Below are 16473 nucleotides of genomic sequence, written 5' to 3'. Positions count from 1 at the left end.
CGGCGACCATAGGCCGGGATGGCGGCTGCGCCAACCGGGTTGGTTTCAACTGGATGAGGGGTCCACAGGAAACCGGTCCAACGTTGGCGCCGCCCCTCACCTGCCTGCCGGCATCCTCTCCCCGTATAGTGACGAGGAGAGGGACACTCTCATCGCCGGTTTCGGCAATCGCCAACGCTGCAGGAAAAGCGCCGAGTTGCGGCCATCCTCCTTCTCCCCGTCACTATACGGGGAGAAGGTGCCGGCAGGCGGATGAGGGGCAGCGCCGACATAGACAGTCGGCTCGATAAGCCCCTAAACCATCCCGCTCAGCGCCTCGAAAAACGCCACGATATCGAGGTCGAGCACATCATCCACCGGCTCCGGCTGCGACGACATCTTGGCGATCACGACTTCGGCCTTCGGGTTGACGTAAATCCACTGCCCGTGGATGCCGATGCCGCAGAAGGCGTCGCTTGCCGTACCCATCTGGTACCATTTGTTGCGGTAGCGCCCCTTGGGGAACAGGAACGCCATGGTGCCGCGCCGCCAGGCCTCATGGCTGCCGCCGGCGGCAACCGTATCGCGCACCCAGGCCTCCGGCACGATGCGGTGGCCATTGGCCACCCCGCCCTGGCGCATCATCTCGCCGATGCGGGCAAGGTCGCGCGGCGTCACCGACATGCCGCCGGCGGTGCGCGCCGTGCCTTCCATGTCGACGGTAACAGACATCTCGCTCGCGGCGCCGAGCGGCAGCCACAGTTTTTCGCTGAGCAGGTCGCTGACGCGCTTGCCGGATGCCCGCTCAACGAGGATGCCCAGCATATCCGAATTGGGCGAGCGGTAGCGGTAGGTCTGGCCATGCGGCTCGGCCAGACGCTGGATCGTCAATAGGAACGTCGCAAGGCTTTCCGATCCGCCGCCGGGATTCCACAGCGTCGCGCGGCGATAGCGGGCGAAGGCGCTTTCCGGATCGAGATAGGCCTCCTCGAAATCCAGGCTGACCGTCATGTCGAGCACGTTGCGCACGCTGGCATCGCCATAGGCCGACCCCTTGGCCTCGGGGATGTACCGCGTTACCGGCGCCTCAGGATCGAACACCCCCTCGCCTTCCAGAATGCCGGCGAGAATGGCCGTCACCGACTTGCTGATCGAAAAGATGATGTGCCGCGCTCCGAACGGCATGTGCGGCGCCGACCAGTCGCCGACCAGCTTGCCGGCCTTCAGGATCGTCAGCCCGTCGGTATCGGAGCGCTTGAGGAAGGCCTCGACAGTTTCCGCGCCGCCGCCCAGCGTGACCTTTTCCCCAAGCAAGCCGTCGAGAGATTTCGCCTGCTCCTCGCCGCCGGACGCGGCCGCGACGTGCACGCTCGGCACCAGCTCGCCGACATTCTGGAATGACCATTGACTGAACGGCCTCAGCCGCCAGTTGTCGAGCCGCACGTCCTTGCGGGCAAAGCCATATCTGGTCTCGAACGCGGTCTTACCGGTCACGATGTTCTCCCGGGCTTATTTCAGGTTCTCAGGCGAGCGCCGCCGCTATGGCGTGCACCGCCTTGAGCGTCGCCACCGAATAGGCTTTGTTGGTGAAATCGGGATAAGTCGAAAGCTTCACCACGACCATCCTGTGCTCCCAGCTGATATGGATCAGCTGCCCGAACACGCCGCGGCACATCAGCGAGCGCGAGCGCGAATCCTCGATCCAGAATTGGTTGCGATAACTGCCGTCCGGCAGGCTCGGGCTGAAATTCGGCCCATGCCTGCCGGTGCGCGTCGCCTCGATCCAGTCGGCCGGGATCACGCCGCCGCCATTGTCGAGGATCAGTTGGCCGAAGCGGCCATAGTCGCGCAGCGTCGCGTTGAAGCCGCCCTCGGCCAGCGCATAGCCGGCGCTGTCGACGGTGAAGCAGGCGCTCTCGTCGGCGCCGAGCTTTTGCCACAGCTCTTCCGAGATCAACTGCGCCAGGCGCTTGCCGCTCACCCGCTCCATGATGAAGGCGAGCACGTCGGTCTCGATCGACCGGTATTCGAACGCCTCGCCATGCTCGCGTACCTTGTCCTTCAGCCGCAGGATCAGCTCGAACATATGCGTCGGCCACTGGAAGTTGGGATCGCCGCCGGGCGGCACCGGCTTCCAGCCGCTGGCGACATCGACCTGGCCGATTTCGGAATAGCGATCGGTGTACTCCTCGGAGAAGCGCACGCCCGTCGTCATGTCGAGCACTTGCTGCACGGTGGCGTCGGCCCAGGCGGTTTCGCCGAGCTCCGGGAGATAATCGGTCACCAATCTGGCCGGGTCGATAAGGCCGCGCCCGACCAGGATGCCGAAGACAGAACCGGTGACGGATTTCGCCATCGACTGCGACAGATGCGGCGTGCGCTCGTCCATGCCGTTGAAGTAGCGCTCATAGGCAACCTTGCCGTCCTTCAGCACCAGGAAGCCGTCGGTATAGGTCTCGTCGAGCAGTCCGGCGAGCGTCGTTGGGCGGCCTTCGCCATCCGCCACCGCCAGGCCGTCGAGATCGACCTCGGCACGCTCGAGACGACGGCGATGGCCATGGCCGCGCCAGACCTCCACGGTCGGCAGGACCTCACGGATGTTTTGGAATGCCCAGCGGTTCCAGGGCGGCCGGTCCCAGTCGAGCTTTGGCACCACCATGGCCGGCGGCGACCCCTGCATGATCGGCGGCCGCGGATCGGAGTTGCGGTATGACTGCATGATGAACTTCCCGACGACATGGACGCGACCCGGCAGCGTGTGCCGCCGGGTCCGTCGGGACGCGTTTTACTTCTGCAGTTCGGTCCAAATCTTGGTGTAGATATCCTGCACTTCCGGAGCGCACATCCGCTGGAACTCGCCACGCGGCTTCGCGTCAGCCGGAATGATCACTTCCGGCGCGTCCTTCATGTCGGCCGGCATGTATTTGTCGGAACCGGTGATGGCGTTGGCGTAGCGGTGGAAAGCCGAAAGGCCGGCGGCATTTTCCGGATCCATGATGAAATTCTGGAACAGTTTGGCGTTCTCGACATTCTTGGCTTCCTTGAGGACGACCACATTGTCGCTCCACAGGCCAAAACCTTCCTTAGGGTAGTTGTAGTGGATGGCCGGGTTGGCCAGCCGCTGGCGCAGCGCCGAGCCGTTCCAGTCGCTGGTCGCCTTGAAGTCGCCTGCGCCCATCTTCTCGATGGTGTTGTATTCCATGGCGATCCAGTTCGGCTTGGCGGCAACGAGCGTGTCGCGCACCTTCTTGAGAACCGCCTTGTCGTCGGTGCATTGCTGGCCGCCGAGATATTTGATCGCTGCGAAGATCACGTCGTTCATTTCGGGAACGACGTTGACCTTGCCCTTCAACTCGTCCGGTGCGTTGAAGATGATCCCCCATGAATCGGCCGGCCCCTTATAGGCATCGGTGTTGACGACGACGCCGATCGTGCCCCAGGCCCACGGTACCGAATATTTGCGGCCCGGATCGAATTCCGGATTGGCCCATTCCGGCGCCACGTTCTTGAAGTTCTCCATCTTGCCGGGGTCGGTCTCGAGCAAGAGGCCCTCCTTGATCCAGATCGGAAGGAAGGTCTGCGAGGGCACAGCGATATCGAAGCCGGTGCCGCCCTGACGGACCTTGGCCAGCGCCGTGTCGTTCGAATCGTAATCGGTGATGGTCACCTTGACGTTGTATTTCTGCTCGAATTTCTTGATCACGTCGGGGCTGGTGTAGTTGCCCCAATTGTAGATGTTCAGCACGCCGTCGGCGCAGGCCAAGCTTGTCGAAGCGAGCAACGCCAGCCCGACGGCGGTAGCTGTTGTCTTCCAGTTCATGTCTTAACTCCCATTATCGGTTCAGTCTTGTTTCCTGCTGATGAAGAAAAACAACGTGACGATGGCGACCGAGAGCAGCAGGAAAGCGGTCGATATCGCGTTGATCTCAGGCGTTATCCCTCGGCGTATCTGACCGAGCATGTAGGTGGGCAGCGTATCCTGGCCGCCCGACTTGACGAACTCGGTGATGACGACATCATCGAGCGAGATGACGAAAGCGAGCATCAGCCCGGCCAGAATGCCGGGCCACAGCAGCGGCAGCGTAATGCGGCGAAAGGTTTGCCAGGGCGTCGCGTAGAGATCGGCGGCGGCGCGCTCCAACGTCAGGTCCATGTTCTCCAACCGCGCCCGGATCGGCAGGTAGGCGAAGGGTATGCAGAATGCCGTATGCGCCGCGATGAGATAACCGAGGCCGGAATAGCCGGTGAATATCTTGATGCGCGAGAAGAAGATCAGCAGCGCCACGCCGGTGACGATCTCCGGCACCATAAGCGGCTGGTTGATTGCTGCATATTTGAAGGTCAGTCCCCGATAGGGCGCCGTGCGCGTCGTCGCGAGCGCCGCCATTGTGGCGGCGATGGTCGCGAGCACGGCGGCGACGGAGCCGATCTGGAAGGACAGCAAGGTGGCGTCGATGACTTGCGTGTTCTGCCACGCCGACTGGAACCATTTCAGCGAGAAGCCACCCCATTCGGAGGTCGAGGTGGCGGCGTTGAACGCATAGATGACCAGCACGACGATCGGCAAATAGAGAACGACGAAGCAGGTCGCCGCGATCGCGGTGAAGCCTGGCTGATGCTTGATGGAGAAATTAGCCATGCCGCGTCTCCGCTCGTCCGGCATTGCGCACATAGGCAAGCAGCGCCACCATGACGATGATCATCACGGCGATCGACAGCGCCGAGCCGAGCGGCCAGTTGCGGCCCTGCCCGAACTGCAGCTCGATCAGGTTGGAAAGCATCATGTTCTTGCCGCCGCCGAGCACGCTGGGCGTGACATAGGCGCCGATCGCAGGAATGAAGACCAGGATCGAGCCGGCGATCACACCCGGCCTAACCAGCGGGAAGATGATACGCCTCAGCACCTGGAAACGGCTGGCGTAGAGATCGTAACCAGCCTCGACCAGCCGGAAGTCGAGCTTTTCCATGCTGGCATAGATCGGCAGCACCATCAGCGGCAGGTAGACATAGGCCATGCCGATCAGTATCGCAGTATCGGTAAAAAGCATCTGGATCGGCTGGGAGATGATGCCGAGCTTGAGCAGGATCGTGTTGATGATGCCTTCGTTGCGGATGATCTGCAGCACGGCGAACGTGCGGATCAAAAGGTTGGTCCAGAACGGTATGGTGATCAGGAACAGCCAGATGTCGCGCGTCTTTTCGCTGCGCGTCGCCATGAAATAGGCAGTAGGAAAGCCAAGCGCCAAAGTGGCGATCGTGGTCACGATCGCCAGCTTGATGGAGCGCCAGAAGATCGTGACATGGGCGGCCGCGAGCGAAAGCGTGTCGTCGAAGATATCGCGTTCCATGAACACCGACACCCAGGCCTCCGGCGAGAATTGCCATTTCACGTCGCCATAGGGACCCGGCAGTAGGAACGAATAGACGAGCACGATCAGCAAGGGGCCCGTTGCCGCGAGAAAGATGATGATGAGCGCCGGCGCCGACAACAGCCAGCGCGTGCGGATATCTTGCCGTTCGGCTTCCTTGGCGACTTGTTCCGCGGTGGCCATCAGTCCCTCAGCACCTGCGCCGCGTCGTTGCCGATCGTGATGCCGACCGTGGCGCCGCGCTCGAAGCCGCAGCCGGCGCTGCGCGTATTCTGCTGGCGCACCGTGAAGGCCTCGCCGCTGTCCAGCCGGACATGGATATGCGTGTCGGTGCCGAAATAGACGATGTTCTCGACCGTCCCCGAAAGATCGCCCTTGCTGTTGCTGAGCTTGGCATGTTCCGGCCGCACCACCACGGTCGCATTGCCCTTCGGCTGGAAGCCTTCGGCCACGGTCGCCTCGATTGTGGTGCCGGATTTGAGCGTCGCGCGCGCCTTGCCGTTGCCCATGCCGGTAATGGCCGCGGTGAGGAAATTGGTCTCGCCGATGAAGTCGGCGACGAAGCGTTCCGCCGGCTTGTCGTAGATATCCCAGGGCGTGCCGACCTGCAGGATCTTGCCGGCCGACATCACCGCGATGCGGTCCGACATTGTCAGCGCTTCTTCCTGGTCGTGGGTCACGAAGATGAAGGTGATGCCCGTCTCGTGCTGCAGCCGCTTCAGCTCGATCTGCATTTCCTTGCGCAGCTTGTAGTCGAGCGCCGAGAGCGGCTCGTCGAGCAAGAGCACTTTCGGCTGCGGCGCCAGCGCGCGGGCGAGCGCGACGCGCTGCTGCTGGCCGCCGGAGATCTGGCTGGTGCGGCGCGCCTTGAGCGCCTCCATTTTGACCAGCTTCAGCATCTGGGCGACGCGCGCCTCGATCTCCGTCTTCGGCTTGCCGAGCATTTCCAGCCCGAAGCCGATGTTCTGGGCCACCGTCATATGCGGGAACAGCGCATAGCTCTGGAAGACCGTGTTGACCGGGCGCTTGAAGGGCGGCAGCGGCGCGATGTCCTGGCCGTGCAGCAGGATTTCGCCGGCGCTTGGGAAATCGAAGCCGGCAATCAATCTCAGCAGCGTCGTCTTTCCACATCCCGACGGGCCGAGCAGGGTGAAAAACTCGTTCTCGCGGATCGACACCGAAACCGTGTCGAGAGCGGCTACCTGATTTTCACCGGTTCCAAATACCTTGCGTACACCGCGAACTTCGATCGCGTTCTTATCCGGTTGTTCCGGCACGATTACCCCATTGAGAGAGCCTGCTCTTGGCGGCAGGTTTGTTCCTGTTTGATTGTCACCACAAGCCAATCGGCTTGGCAACTGCGGAGCTTTGACTGGACCTAAAAAGCAATTCCTGTGCCACCGTCAGGCTTGATACGTGACCTTTCCACCACAAATCGTCGTCACCGGCCGGACCGTATGCAGTGCTTCCGGCGCGGTCGTCTCGATGTCGGCCGACAAAACCACGATATCGGCAAGGTATCCGGTCTTCAGCCTACCCTTGCGATGTTCCATGAACTCGGCATAGGCCCCCTCGACGGTGTAGCCGGCAATCGCTTCATGCAGCGAGAAGCTCTGGTCCGGATCGGTCTTTGCCCACGGCTTGCGCAACACTGCCGCCTGAATGCCCAGGATCGGATCGATCGGCGATACCGGCCAGTCCGAGGCGAAGACGATGCGCGCGCCGGCATTCTTCAGCGTCCGCCAGGCATAGCTTAGCGGCCAGCGTGGGGCGCCGATGCGCGACACCGTCGGCTCCAAGGGAAAGCCCATGGCGCCCGGCGGATGCGGCGGCTGCATCGAGGCGATGACGCCGAGATTCTGGAAGCGCGGCACGTCGGCAGCGGTGATCACCTCGATGTGCTCGACCCGATGCCGGCTGTCGCGCCTGCCGTTGGCCTTCTCGGCCGCCTCATAGCCATCGAGCACGGCGCGCACGGCGCCGTCGCCGATCGAATGCACCGCGATTTGCAGGCCGCGCTTGTCGACGGCGACCGCAAGGTCGATGAACTGCTGCGGCGTGAAAAGCGGTTCCCCGATCCAGTCCGGACGGTCGGCATAGGGCTCGATCATGACAGCCGTCCAAGAATCGAGCACGCCGTCATAGAACACCTTGACGATGCCCGACGACAGCCATTCGCTGTCGTAGCGCTCGGCCATGGCTGACGCCTTGTCGAGCATGTCGAGCGTCATGAAATTCTTGTAGTGGAACGGGACCTGCACGCGGCAAGCCAGCCCCTCCTCAGCCTCGATCTCGGCCAGCAGTTCGAGCTGGTAGAGGTTGCCATCCATGTTCTGGACGGAGGTGATGCCGTGGCGCGCGCACCAGGCAAGTCCGCGCCGCATGATATCGCGATCGGCGGCACGTTCTTCCGCAGACGGCGTCGGGTCCGGCTCACCGCCGGTCGCCAGCCCCAGCCGCACACGGCTTTCGCCGGCAAGGTCGAGCACCGGACCGAACGCTTCGCCCTCGCGCAATTCGCCGGTGGCCAGGCCATCATCCCCCATGACGATTTCGTTGCCCGGGCCGAGCTGTTGTCCCTGCAAAACCCCCGCCATCTCTAAGGCCATGGTGTTGGCCCACATCGTGTGGTGGTCGGGAGCGGCCATAGCAAAAGGCCGGTCCGGCAGGATCGCATCGAGATGGTGACGCGTCACCCGCTCGCTGCCGAGCACGGTGTAGTCGACACCCTGCCCGACCAGCATCTTGGCATCGGGACGCGTCTGCGCGTGGTCGCGGATCGCGCTTTGCAGCGCTTCGAAGCCGTGGACGCCCGCCAGCTGCAAATGGGCAAGCTCGGCCGCACCTGAAAACAGATGCATGTGGGCCTCGATGAAACCAGGCAGGACGGAGCCGCCCTTGGCGTCGATGACCTTTGTTGCCGGTCCCTTGAGCCGTTCGACAGCGGCGCGGCTGCCGATGGCGACGATGGCGCCGTCCTTGACGGCAACGGCCTCGGCGGCGGGATTGTCCTCGTCCATGGTCAGTACACGACCGTTGATGACGATCAAATCCGCATTGTGACCCGCACCCGTGACCGACATCGCGACTCCGCGCTTTTGATGACTGACCGAGAACCGGCAACGCCCGCCCAGCGACCCGCCACACCACTGGAGTGGGGTCTTGGAAAATATGATGCCGGTGCGCGTCTCCGAAATTCCCCTTGTTATCTCTGAAGACAGCGTGGATAAAGAATGCGACTGTTTATTCGCGTTTGTCAACAGCCGGAATTTGGAATGTATAGTGGACAGCACCCCGCGTCTGTGTTGAGGCCGGGCGGGGAACGAGGGGACCGAAAAGTGAAGCGCAGTCTCGACCGTAAGACCAGGATAGCGCTTGAACCACGCAAGCAGCCGCGGCAAAAACGGTCAAGCAAGGTGGTCGACAGGATTCTCGACGCGGCGCTGATCCTGACGCGGGAGCAGGGAACCAGAACGCCGACGACGCTCGCCATCGCGCAACGCGCGGGCTTGTCTGTCGGTTCGGTTTATCAATACTTTCCCAACAAGGAAGCCATTCTTCTGGATCTGGCCCGGCGCTGGCTGTCGTCTTTTCCTGAGATCATCCGGAAGCGCATCAACGTCCCCCGGCCAGCCAATCGTGACGAGTTTCGGCGCGAAGTGCGCAAGCTCTTCATCGACACATCCAGGCTCTACCTGGACAACGCCACGCTGATGCCGGTGATCGAGGCCATATCCGGCAACGCCGACCTCAGGCCGATCCAGGACGAATATGACAAGCAGATCATCGCCCTCTACGCAGCCTGGTTGCAGCATGTGAACCCGGCCCTTGAAGAAAAGACCGCCAAGCGGTTGGGCTTGGTGATGATGGAGGTCGGACACGCCTGCAGGCTTGTGGGGCTGAAGAGAGATCGCAAGACATTCGACCTCATCGAGGACGATGTGGAAGCCATGTGGCTGGCTCTTGTGAGCCCCCATCTGAACCTCGACTGATTTCACACTTCCAACTGATTTCGCACTCCTGGGGAATTCCTATGAAGACTGTCTATTCGCCGCTTCATGCCGGTCATGCCGGGCAGATGGAACTGGTCACGTCGGCGATTGTCCCTGGGTTCGAGAAGCCGTCGCGGGCCGAATTCGTCAAGGCAAGGGTGGAGAGCGAGAAGCTTGGGCCGATCATCGGTCCGGTCGAGCACGACCTTGCCGCCGCCAAGCGCGTGCATGAGGCGCACTACATTGATTTCCTGCCGACCGTGTGGCCGGAATGGGTCGCCGCCGGCTTCAAGGGCACGGCCATGGGCTTCACCTGGCCGACGCGCGGGCTGCGCGGCGACGTGCCGCCGAAGCGCATCGACGCCCTGCTCGGCTATTATTCCTTCGATGCCGGCGCCACCTTCGTCGAAGGCACCTGGGCGGCGATCAAATCATCCTACGACGTCGCGCTGACGGCCGCAGCCCTGGTCAAGGGCGGCGAGCGGACCGCCTTCGCGCTCTGCCGGCCGCCCGGCCATCACGCCGGCGCCGCCTTCATGGGCGGCTACTGCTTCATCAACAACGCCGCCGTCGTCGCGCAATGGTTCCGCGACCAGGGCGCCAAACGCGTCTCGATCCTCGACGTCGATTACCACCACGGCAACGGCACGCAGGAGATCTTCTACCGCCGCGGCGACGTCCAGGTGCTCAACCTGCATGGCGATCCGATGGTCGAGTACCCCTTCTTCCTCGGCCATGCCGACGAGCGTGGCGAGGGCGAGGGTGAAGGCTTCAACATCAACTATCCGATGCCCTTCGGCACCGACTGGGACGGCTGGAACGCATCGCTGGAGGACGCCTGCGCCAAGCTTGCGGCCTACGCACCCGACGTCGTCGTGGTGTCGCTCGGCGTCGACACCTTCGAGAAGGATCCGATCAGTCAGTTCAAGCTGAAGAGCGAGGACTATCCCAAGATCGGCCGCCGCATTGCCAGGCTCGGCTTGCCGACGCTGTTCGTCATGGAAGGCGGCTACGCGGTGGAGGAGATCGGCATCAACGCCGTCGGCGTGCTGACGGGATTCGAGGATCGCTGATGCATGTCGCCCAAAAGGCGCAGCGGTTTTGGGATAACGACATGCATCAAGACAAAGACTTAAAGCGCGTCGCCTGAATCCGTTCTGCGCGACGCGCTTTAAGCCACATCCGGCCGGAAATGACATGCGCCCTCGGATGCAACCGGAGGCGTATTTTTTGACGACTTTACCGCGAAATCATCGGCTCAACTCAACCCTGAAATCATCGCCGAGTAATGCGAGACGCGGCCTCTGAGTCGCAACGCGAGTCCACCGGATTCGATTTTGTCAAATCGCGTTTGATGTCGGATTCATCTGCAGGTAGATTAGACCCGAATCAGCCGGTCCACGGGGGGCGCGGCAACCACCCAAGGTCTCTTGTTCCGGCGCTCGGCCGGCACCAGACGCGGACGGCTTCGCGTTCCCCAAAAGGATTCGGCTCGGTTGGGCGCTGTGCGTGCCCTTGAGTGTGTTTTCGTCAACGTGACGCGTTTCGGGTCCGGACGCTGGCTGATGCCGGCACCGGGCACAGGGATCGATTCCGGCCAGAATATCAAGATGAGCAGTCCCGCCGCGCTTCTCCAACCCGACGCTTCAGGCTCGCGCCTGGCGTCCCGCGGCGATCTCACCAGCTTCTTCATGCAGCTTGCCGCCGACATCGGCGCCGACAGCTACATGCTGGTCGCCATCGTCCACGACCAGGACCGCAACGATGCGCGCATCGTGTCGTCGAACTGGATTTTCGACGCCATCGAGCTGATCGGCAAAAGGCTGATTGCCAATCTTGCGCTGGGACCGCTGACGGCGGCTCCCGGCGTACGTCCCAGACCACTGGTCGCAGCCCACGCGCCCGACGCCGGCGCGCTGCTGAGCGGCGAGGAGGCAAGGCTGCTCGACGTGCTCGGCCATGCCGAAATCTACTCGCTCAGGCTGAATGTCGGCCGCCAGCGCCTGTTCGTGCTGTTTTCCGCCGCCGAGCCCGACAAGATCGACCTTCCGGCCCTGATGAAGGCGCAGCTGAAATGCTGCTACGCGCTGTCCAGCATCCCGCAATTGATCGCCGAGGCATCGATGCAGGATCCGCTGTCCGACCGCGAGCGCGAATGCCTGTTCTGGGTGTCTGAAGGCAAGACCACCGACGAGGTGGCACTCATCCTTGGTGTCTCGTCGAACACCGTCAACAGCTACATCACGCATGCCATCCAGAAATTCGCGGCCAGCAACCGCGCGATGGCGATTGCGACCGCGATCAGGAGCGGCATCATTTGAAGCACGCACAGGTCAGGGAGGCCGCGGCCGCCCTTTTCAACGATCAGCGCAATCCGTTCGGCGCCTTCTCGCTCGGATCGGAGACGCATCACGCGGTGACCATCCCGGATGCCGTGCGCCGATGCCGCTGGATTGCCGTCGACATCAACGCTTCCAGCTTCGGGCTGTTCTTCGTCAGCCCTTCGCTGGAGCGCGCCCGCCTCGTCGCCTGCTTCGATTCCGACTATCCGTCGACCGCCGTCACGACCAAATTCATCTCGGGCGCCAGCGGCGAGGAGATGGTGCGCCACAGCCGCATCTCGACGACGCCGCGCTGGTGGGCCGACGACGACATGGCCGGCTCGCGGCGGACGCTGGAGAGCCTGACATGGGCCGAGGCAGCCTCATCGCCGGCGCCAGGCACCAATGGCATCGCCTTTCCGGTGCATGCGGATCGCGGCCAGTGCGGGCTGGTGGTCTTCCTGGGGCCGGACATCACGCTGTCGGACGACACGCTTTGCGAAATCCACGCGCGCTGCTTTGCGCTGTTCGCCGCGATCGCCCGCATCCGTCCAGGCGAGACAGGCAGGACGCGCGCCATCTCCAAGCGCGAGCTCGAATGTCTGAAGCTGACCGCCAATGGCAACACCAGCGAGGAGATCGCAAAGCTCCTGAAACTGTCGGTGCACACCGCCAACCAGTACCTGACCCAGTCGACGCAGAAGCTCAACGCGGTCAACCGCAACCAGGCGGTCGCCAAGGCGCTGCGTCTTGGCCTGATCGAGTAATTCGCCCAGGCCAAGCGTCACTCCCAAATTGCCGTCAGGGGTAGGCGAGCGGCTCCGTTTTGCGGATGCGTGCCTGCTCGATCGCGTCCTCGAGCAGGGCCGTGTTGTGCTCCGGCGTCTCGCCCGGCTTCTCGAAAGACACGTAGTTGACGACCACGGACGCCCCCTGCTCGGTCAGCGTCAGTTGGAAGTAGACAGTGACGCCGCGCGGCCGAAGCTCGAGATCGAGCACGATGCGCGGATGGCCCGTCCAGTCGACATGCGCTTCGCCGCCATGGCCAAGCCTGAGCGTGCCCGGCTGGAAGTAAAGTTCCGCGGCCGAGTCCACCAGGTCCGACAGGCAGGCGAAATGCTCCAGCCGGATGAAGGCGATGTAGTCGGCGACCTCGATCAGGCGCAACTCGCCGACCACGTCCTGGATGGAGCTGGCGACGATCTGCTCGCGTGAATTGGCGTGTGGTTGCCGGTTCATGGATTACAAGCGGCGTCCGTTCATTGGGTTACTTTTCGCTCGGCCTTCTTCGAGTAGACGATCCGCACCAGCTCGGCGACGGCCTGGTAGAATTGCGACGGGATCACGCTATCAACCGAAACTTGCTTGTACATGGAGCGGGCAAGCGCCACGTCCTCGAAGACCGGGATGTTGTGCTCCCTGGCGATCTCGCGAATTTTCAGCGCCACCAGATCCTGGCCCTTGGCGAGCACCAGCGGAGCGGAGTCCTCCTCGCGGACATATTTCAGCGCGATGGAATAGTGCGTCGGATTGGCAATGATGAGCGTCGCGCGCGGCACCGCCGTCATCATGCGCCGCCGCGCACGGTCGCGCGCCAGCGAGCGCAGGCGCGACTTGACGATCGGATCGCCCTCCGACTGCTTCATCTCGTCCTTCACTTCCTGCTTGGTCATGCGCAGGTCGCGCCGCCAGTGGAAGCGCGACCAGACGATGTCGGCGACCGCAATCAGCCCCATGACGAAGACGATCGCCACCAGGATGTCGACAAATATGCTGCGGATGACCATGCCGAACGACATCGGGTTGGTGATCATGCCGGCAAGGAGTCTGCGATGATCCTCCGACACCGTGAAGGTGAGCACGGCGATGGCAAACGCAAGCTTGGCCAGCGACTTGCCGAATTCGACGAAGCCTTGCACGCCGAACAAGCGGCTCCAGCCCTTGGCGATCGAAATGCGCGACAGTTGCGGCCTGATCCGTTCGCCGACAATTTGCGGTATGTTCTGAAACACCGAAGCCCCGACGCCGGCAACCACCAGCAGCACCAGCAGGCTGACGACGGCGCGGCCGACCTCGATCAAGACCTGCTGGTAGAGCGTGATGACATCGGTCTCGGTGTCCATCGGCCACGCCTCGGGCTTCTCCAGGAACATGGCGAGGAACATGCCGAGGTTGACGATGGCGTCCTTGGCGTAGAAGACGGTGAACACCAGTATGGCAAGGAAGGAGGCAAAGATGGCCGTCTCGCGCGAATGGGGCAGCTTGCCCTGTTCGATCGTGTCGCGGATCTTCTTTTCTGTGGCTTCCTCGGTTTTGGAATCCTTGTCGACCGCCTCAGCCATGGTGCCCTGACCGTATTGCCGCCGTCAGGCTGCTTCGGCGGCGGTCTGCGTCGCCGGAAGCTCGAATGCTCCTTGCCGCGACAGACGGATGGTCGCCACCGCGACCGTCTTGCGTGCCGCCATGATGTCGGTGAGCGCAATGCCTTCCGATCCCTGTCCGAGCTCGGATTCGATCATGCGGCGTGAGCGTGCGCCGATCGCCGACAGCACCGATTCGGTGAGCGCCGCCGGCGCGCCGCGCAGCGCCAGCGTGACGAGCTCGGTCGACAATCCGTCGAACAGAAGCACGCGCGCCTTCTGGGTGAGCAGCGGAAGATCGTCAAAGGCAAAGAGGCGCGACTTGACGCCGGCGAGGTCGGGCGTGCCGGCCTCTTCCAGATCCTGCATGAGCTCATCGAGCTCGGGCTTGGCCATTTCGTTGAGCACGCTGGCGACGCGCTCCTGGCCGGCCGACGTGTCCCTGCTCGCTTTTTGCGAAAGCACGCTGGCGCGCAGCTGGTTCTCGACGATCCTGGTCGCCGCATCCGGAATATTGGCCATCGTCACCATGCGCTTGATGATCTGGCTGCGTATCGGCTTTTCCATCGTCAAGAGCACATTGGCGGCAGTCTGCGGCGCAAGCTTCGACAACACCATGGCGGACGTCTGCGGGTGTTCGCCGGCGAGGAAGGTCCCAAGACGCGCGGGCTCGAGCTTTTCGAGATCCGGCCAGATCGGCGGAAGCCCTTCCGGCGTCGGCTCGAATTTCTTCTCCCCCATGATGGCGCTCATTTCCTCGGGCGACAGCGATTCGTTGAGGATCGTGTCCATCCGATCGGCCGAATCGAGCAGGCCGGCGCCTTCGGTGAATTCGGCCTCGAATTCCGCGACGATGCGCTCCAGATCGGCTTGCGGGATGGTGCGCAGCAGCCGCGCGCCTTCGATCAGCGCCTTCAGCTCTTCCTGCTTGAAGAATTTGAGCAGCCGGCTGGCCGAGGGCTTGCCCATCGCCACCAGGATCGCGGCGGCCTTTTGCGGGCGCGTCAGCGTCAATGACGTCATCATGCTTTGCTCCGCTGCCGGTCAGTGCTCTCGCCGTCCACGCTCAGGCGCTCTTCGTCGCGGCGATGATCTCGGTCAACCTGATGCCGAAGCGCGACGGATCGTGCTCCAGCACTGTGATCTCGCCGCGTGCAATCCTGCGGCCGTTGACCACCACGTCGACCGGCTCGCCGATGCGGCGGTTAAGCGCCACGGTCGAGCCCTTCTGCAGTGCCATCAGCTCCGAAACCGGCATTTCGGTGCTGCCGAGGATGATCTGCACGTCGACCGGGATCGTCATGATGATCGAGGAATTGGCTCCTGCCTGGAGGGCGGCGTCCGGCCTTTGTTCCTCTTCCCGCAGCACGCCGCGCAGTTCCTCGATGGCTCGGTCGAGCTGCTCGTCCGGCTGGTCGGCTTCGGGTTCGGCTTCCACCTTGGTCTTTGCCATGCCTCGTCTCCAATATTCCCAAGCCCGGCCTCAGCCCGGCATCAATCCGTCGATAAAATCCTGCCCGCCATCGTGGGGATGCCGGATGCGAACCGTGTAATTCTGTCCGAGCTTGCCGAACTCGCAGACAAAAAGCGTCTTGTCGCGCGCGCTGAGCCTGGCCTGCAGCTGCGCGTTTTCCTCGAACTCGATCACCTGGCCGGGCTGGAAGGCGGCGAGATCGCCAAGCGTCAGCCGGGCGAGTGGCATGGTGGCCTCGAGCCGCACGGCCGAGCGCATCACTTCTTCCGAGAACCGGGCCCGCCAGTCGAACTCCGTCGCGTCGTCGTCGCCTTGATGGGCGGTGGCGCCGCGCGTCGCCAGCAGGATGCGCTGCGGGATCATCACCGTGATCATCCCGGCGTCGGTCGGCGTGGATATGCCGTAGACGATGCGGATCGCCGCCCCGTCGCGCAGCACGCGCCGTTTTGCCTCGTTGCCGGACATCGCCCTGGGGACCGGCAAACGCAGGTCGAGCGAACGCCTGCCCGATCCGTTCAGCGCCACCGCGACCTCCTGGAAGACCGTGGTCGCGACATCGGTCTCGATCTGCGACAGGTCGCGCTGGATCGGCGCCACCGGCTGGTCCGGGTCGCCGCCGAACAGCGCCGAGACCATGACCGCGATCGCCGGCGCGTCCATGACGAGCGTCACGGCGTCGGCCGAGGTCGGCGAAGAAACGATCGTCATGGCGAAGGTTTCGCCGGCGCGCATGCGCGCATCGGGAACGCGGCCCACTTCGACGGCCTGCAGGTCGACCGTGACCGGCGCGCCGAGCTCACTCGCAAGCGCCTTCTGCAGCAGCGGCAGCGAGCGTTCGGCCATGCCGCGGCCGACGCCGATCACCTGCGCGGCCTCGCCGCTGTCGCCGACCAGACGCTCGATGATCAAAGCCCGGGTTTGCGACGGACTGCCCGGACTGGTCATGACGGCAAGCGGCCCTGACTGACGTTCTGCATG

At 63.2% G+C, this 16473-nt stretch carries 16 protein-coding genes; 4 read left to right on the top strand and 12 right to left on the bottom strand.

Features of this window, described 5'->3' with window-relative positions:
• Positions 1-294 precede the first annotated feature (294 nt).
• The 7 genes from ABID26_RS06940 to ABID26_RS06910 all read right to left on the bottom strand — a co-directional run bounded on the left by ABID26_RS06940 (position 295) and on the right by ABID26_RS06910 (position 8431).
• Positions 295-1473 (bottom strand): serine hydrolase domain-containing protein, encoded by a 1179-nt coding sequence (locus ABID26_RS06940; protein WP_292303326.1) that lies wholly within the window; start codon positions 1471-1473, stop codon positions 295-297.
• Between the two features lie 28 nt (positions 1474-1501).
• Positions 1502-2698 (bottom strand): serine hydrolase domain-containing protein, encoded by a 1197-nt coding sequence (locus ABID26_RS06935; RefSeq protein ID WP_292303327.1) that lies wholly within the window; start codon positions 2696-2698, stop codon positions 1502-1504.
• Positions 2699-2764: 66 nt separating this feature from the next.
• Positions 2765-3799, bottom strand: a complete 1035-nt coding sequence (locus ABID26_RS06930; protein ID WP_292303328.1) for an ABC transporter substrate-binding protein — start codon at positions 3797-3799, stop codon at positions 2765-2767.
• A 21-nt stretch (positions 3800-3820) separates the two neighbouring features.
• The gene (locus ABID26_RS06925; RefSeq protein ID WP_126098134.1) at positions 3821-4618 is read right to left on the bottom strand and encodes an ABC transporter permease; all 798 of its coding nucleotides are present in this window, start codon (positions 4616-4618) and stop codon (positions 3821-3823) included.
• A complete protein-coding gene (locus ABID26_RS06920) occupies positions 4611-5531 on the bottom strand; it encodes an ABC transporter permease (protein ID WP_126098133.1) in 921 nt (306 codons plus the stop codon). The genes ABID26_RS06925 and ABID26_RS06920 overlap by 8 nt, the downstream gene beginning before the upstream one ends.
• A complete protein-coding gene (locus tag ABID26_RS06915; protein WP_292303329.1) occupies positions 5531-6625 on the bottom strand; it encodes an ABC transporter ATP-binding protein in 1095 nt (364 codons plus the stop codon). Before ABID26_RS06915 ends, ABID26_RS06920 begins: the two co-directional genes overlap by 1 nt.
• 126 nt (positions 6626-6751) lie before the next feature.
• Complete coding sequence (locus ABID26_RS06910) at positions 6752-8431, bottom strand: amidohydrolase (RefSeq protein ID WP_292342705.1); 1680 nt, start codon at positions 8429-8431, stop codon at positions 6752-6754.
• A gap of 255 nt (positions 8432-8686) precedes the next feature.
• Here ABID26_RS06910 and ABID26_RS06905 point away from each other — a divergent pair, with 255 nt between their 5' ends.
• The 4 genes from ABID26_RS06905 to ABID26_RS06890 all read left to right on the top strand — a co-directional run bounded on the left by ABID26_RS06905 (position 8687) and on the right by ABID26_RS06890 (position 12428).
• Positions 8687-9340 (top strand): TetR/AcrR family transcriptional regulator, encoded by a 654-nt coding sequence (locus ABID26_RS06905; protein WP_126098130.1) that lies wholly within the window; start codon positions 8687-8689, stop codon positions 9338-9340.
• A gap of 41 nt (positions 9341-9381) precedes the next feature.
• The gene (locus ABID26_RS06900) at positions 9382-10413 is read left to right on the top strand and encodes a histone deacetylase family protein (RefSeq protein WP_126098129.1); all 1032 of its coding nucleotides are present in this window, start codon (positions 9382-9384) and stop codon (positions 10411-10413) included.
• Between the two features lie 537 nt (positions 10414-10950).
• Positions 10951-11661 (top strand): helix-turn-helix transcriptional regulator, encoded by a 711-nt coding sequence (locus tag ABID26_RS06895; protein WP_126098128.1) that lies wholly within the window; start codon positions 10951-10953, stop codon positions 11659-11661.
• Positions 11658-12428 carry a helix-turn-helix transcriptional regulator gene (locus ABID26_RS06890; protein ID WP_292342706.1) on the top strand — a complete coding sequence of 257 codons (771 nt, stop codon included), beginning with the start codon at positions 11658-11660 and terminating at the stop codon, positions 12426-12428. Before ABID26_RS06895 ends, ABID26_RS06890 begins: the two co-directional genes overlap by 4 nt.
• A gap of 34 nt (positions 12429-12462) precedes the next feature.
• Here the strand turns inward: ABID26_RS06890 and ABID26_RS06885 are convergent, their stop codons facing one another.
• From ABID26_RS06885 to ABID26_RS06865, 5 genes are read right to left on the bottom strand one after another with little or no spacing between them, the layout of a single operon-like run.
• Positions 12463-12900 (bottom strand): hypothetical protein, encoded by a 438-nt coding sequence (locus ABID26_RS06885; protein ID WP_292342707.1) that lies wholly within the window; start codon positions 12898-12900, stop codon positions 12463-12465.
• Positions 12901-12920: 20 nt separating this feature from the next.
• Entirely contained in the window at positions 12921-14003 is a 1083-nt protein-coding gene (gene flhB, locus ABID26_RS06880) for a flagellar biosynthesis protein FlhB (protein ID WP_292342708.1), read from the bottom strand.
• A gap of 24 nt (positions 14004-14027) precedes the next feature.
• Positions 14028-15047 (bottom strand): flagellar motor switch protein FliG, encoded by a 1020-nt coding sequence (locus ABID26_RS06875; protein ID WP_292342709.1) that lies wholly within the window; start codon positions 15045-15047, stop codon positions 14028-14030.
• A 40-nt stretch (positions 15048-15087) separates the two neighbouring features.
• On the bottom strand, positions 15088-15474 hold the full coding sequence (gene fliN, locus ABID26_RS06870) for a flagellar motor switch protein FliN (RefSeq protein WP_126098123.1): 387 nt from the start codon (positions 15472-15474) through the stop codon (positions 15088-15090).
• Positions 15475-15504: 30 nt separating this feature from the next.
• Positions 15505-16440, bottom strand: coding sequence for a FliM/FliN family flagellar motor switch protein (locus ABID26_RS06865; protein ID WP_354414635.1), 936 nt, complete (start codon positions 16438-16440; stop codon positions 15505-15507).
• Between the last annotated feature and the right edge of the window lie 33 nt (positions 16441-16473).

The sequence above is a fragment of the Mesorhizobium shonense genome (assembly GCF_040545255.1).
In the GTDB taxonomy this organism is placed as follows: domain Bacteria; phylum Pseudomonadota; class Alphaproteobacteria; order Rhizobiales; family Rhizobiaceae; genus Mesorhizobium; species Mesorhizobium shonense.
This window is presented reverse-complemented; position numbering and strand designations above follow the sequence as displayed.

Coding starts and splice junctions, on each gene's coding strand:
- ABID26_RS06935 (WP_292303327.1), bottom strand. CDS start 2,698: ATGCAGTCATACCGCAACTCCGATCCGCGGCCGCCGATCATGCAGGGG.
- ABID26_RS06930 (WP_292303328.1), bottom strand. CDS start 3,799: ATGAACTGGAAGACAACAGCTACCGCCGTCGGGCTGGCGTTGCTCGCT.
- ABID26_RS06925 (WP_126098134.1), bottom strand. CDS start 4,618: ATGGCTAATTTCTCCATCAAGCATCAGCCAGGCTTCACCGCGATCGCG.
- ABID26_RS06920 (WP_126098133.1), bottom strand. CDS start 5,531: ATGGCCACCGCGGAACAAGTCGCCAAGGAAGCCGAACGGCAAGATATC.
- ABID26_RS06910 (WP_292342705.1), bottom strand. CDS start 8,431: ATGTCGGTCACGGGTGCGGGTCACAATGCGGATTTGATCGTCATCAAC.
- ABID26_RS06900 (WP_126098129.1), top strand. CDS start 9,382: ATGAAGACTGTCTATTCGCCGCTTCATGCCGGTCATGCCGGGCAGATG.
- ABID26_RS06895 (WP_126098128.1), top strand. CDS start 10,951: ATGAGCAGTCCCGCCGCGCTTCTCCAACCCGACGCTTCAGGCTCGCGC.
- ABID26_RS06885 (WP_292342707.1), bottom strand. CDS start 12,900: ATGAACCGGCAACCACACGCCAATTCACGCGAGCAGATCGTCGCCAGC.
- flhB (WP_292342708.1), bottom strand. CDS start 14,003: ATGGCTGAGGCGGTCGACAAGGATTCCAAAACCGAGGAAGCCACAGAA.
- ABID26_RS06875 (WP_292342709.1), bottom strand. CDS start 15,047: ATGATGACGTCATTGACGCTGACGCGCCCGCAAAAGGCCGCCGCGATC.
- fliN (WP_126098123.1), bottom strand. CDS start 15,474: ATGGCAAAGACCAAGGTGGAAGCCGAACCCGAAGCCGACCAGCCGGAC.
- ABID26_RS06865 (WP_354414635.1), bottom strand. CDS start 16,440: ATGACCAGTCCGGGCAGTCCGTCGCAAACCCGGGCTTTGATCATCGAG.